Raw genomic sequence first — 1971 nt, 5'->3', positions numbered from 1 at the left:
CTCCCTGGTCCGCGAGGGATTGATTGATGGAATTCGCCCCGTGCGGTCGTTGCTCGTCGCCATTGCAAAGCTGCCCTGGCAGGCCACCGGCGAGCATCCTGCCATCGAGTACCTTGCCAAGCTGCAAGCTTTATATCTCAAAGGATCCAGAAAGCTGCCAGTTGAAGTGGTGGCACCAAGTCTGGGAATGATCTGGCAGGTTTCGATCTCCAGCCCAGACCGGGAACGGGCGTTTCAGGCGTTGGAGGTGGCCACCCTGTTTGCCCTGCGCCGCGCGGTGCGCAATGGCTCGGTCTGGATTGAGCACAGCCTGAGCTTTCGGGGTCGTGCGCGCTTGTTCTTCACGGACGAGCGTTGGCAGGCAGAGTCCAAGAAACACTATGCCCGTCTATCGTTACCCAGCAAGGCTGCCACTTTCTTGAAGCCTTTGCTGGCCAGAGTAACTGCCGGTGTCGATGCGGTGGCCGCTGCAGCCCGCAGTGGCGTACTGCGCGTGGATGATGAACTCCATTTGTCGCCATTGCCCGCAGAGGACGAAGACCCAGAAGTGACCAAGCTGCGCGCGGCTTTGGATCACCGCATCGGTGAGGTTCAATTGCCGGAAGTGATTCTGGCCGTTGACGCCCAGGTGCGCTTTAGCTGGATCATGCTCGGACGTGAGCCGCGCTCTACCGACGAGCTGCTGATGGTCTATGCCGGCATCATGGCCCACGGCACCAGTCTGACTGCGGTCGAATGCGCGCGCATGATTCCGCAATTGTCTGCCACCAGCATTCGCCAGGCCATGCGCTGGGCGCGGGACGAACGGCGTCTGAGCCAGGCCTGCCAGGCTGTGCTGGAATTCATGCAGCGACACCCGATTGCCGCCACCTGGGGGCGGTCCGATTTGGCATCTTCTGACATGATGAGCATGGAGACCACCAAACGGGTGTGGCAAGCCCGGCTTGATCCTCGGCGCAACACACCTTCCATTGGAATCTACTCCCATGTAAAAGACCGGTGGGGCATCTTCCATGCGCAGCCCTTTGTGCTCAATGAGCGCCAGGCGGGCGTGGCCATTGAAGGTGTCATCCGCCAAGAAAAGCTGGAGACCAGCCAGCTTGCTGTGGATACCCATGGCTACACCGACTTTGCCATGTCACATGCCCGTTTGCTTGGTTTTGATCTTTGCCCGCGGTTGAAGGAACTCAAACAGCGCCACCTCTTTGTGCCACGCGGCACCAAAGTGCCCGCAGAAATCGCTGCGGTGTGCGAAGCCAATGTCGACGTCGCTTTGATCGAAAAGCATTGGGATAGTCTGGTGCACCTGGCAGCCTCGGTCATGAGCGGACATGCCAGTGCGGTGGCAGCTCTTGCGCGGTTCGGTTCTGCCGCCCAGGGCGATCCAATCTATGAGGCTGGCGTGCAATTGGGGCGGTTGCTGCGTACGGCGTTTTTGGCTGACTACTTTGTCAAGGACGCTTTCAGGAACGAGTTGCGCCGGGTGCTCAATCGGGGCGAGGCTGTTAACGCCCTCAAGCGCGCCATTTATACCGGCCGGATCAGCCCGGCGCAGGCCAAACGTGTCGATGAAATGCAGGCTGTGGCCGATGCGTTGAGCCTGATGGCCAACATCGTGATGGCGTGGAATACCTCACAGATGCAGGCGGTCCTGGATCGCTGGTCGAACCGCCGCCAGGTCATTCCACCGGAACTGATCGGGAAGATTGCGCCCACCAGGCTGGAGAGCATCAACTTGCGGGGTGTGTTTCGCTTCCCGGTTGACCGCTATGCTGACCAAATCCTGCCTTCGCGGCCAAATGCATCGATAACTGGCACCAATGGATGAAACCGACCACGGTTTGACGCCACGAATCGCAGATTTGAAAGTGAACAGGAAAGTCAATGAAATCAACGATCTACCAACACCACCTCCGCGCCAGTGCTAGCTTTTCGTACCGTCACTTATTGCACTGAAAACGAGGAGACCCC

The 1971-nt window shown here is 59.0% G+C and carries 1 pseudogene; it reads left to right on the top strand.

Annotated elements, in window-relative coordinates:
* Window positions 1-1828: pseudogene (locus V8Z74_RS26085) on the top strand (Tn3-like element IS1071 family transposase); the annotation flags it as partial.
* Window positions 1829-1971: the final 143 nt, after the last annotated feature.

This window comes from Comamonas sp. w2-DMI, from assembly GCF_040187735.1.
GTDB lineage: Bacteria > Pseudomonadota > Gammaproteobacteria > Burkholderiales > Burkholderiaceae_C > Comamonas > Comamonas terrae.
The sequence above is the reverse complement of the archived record's forward strand: the minus strand, read 5'-3'. Positions and strand labels throughout refer to the sequence as shown.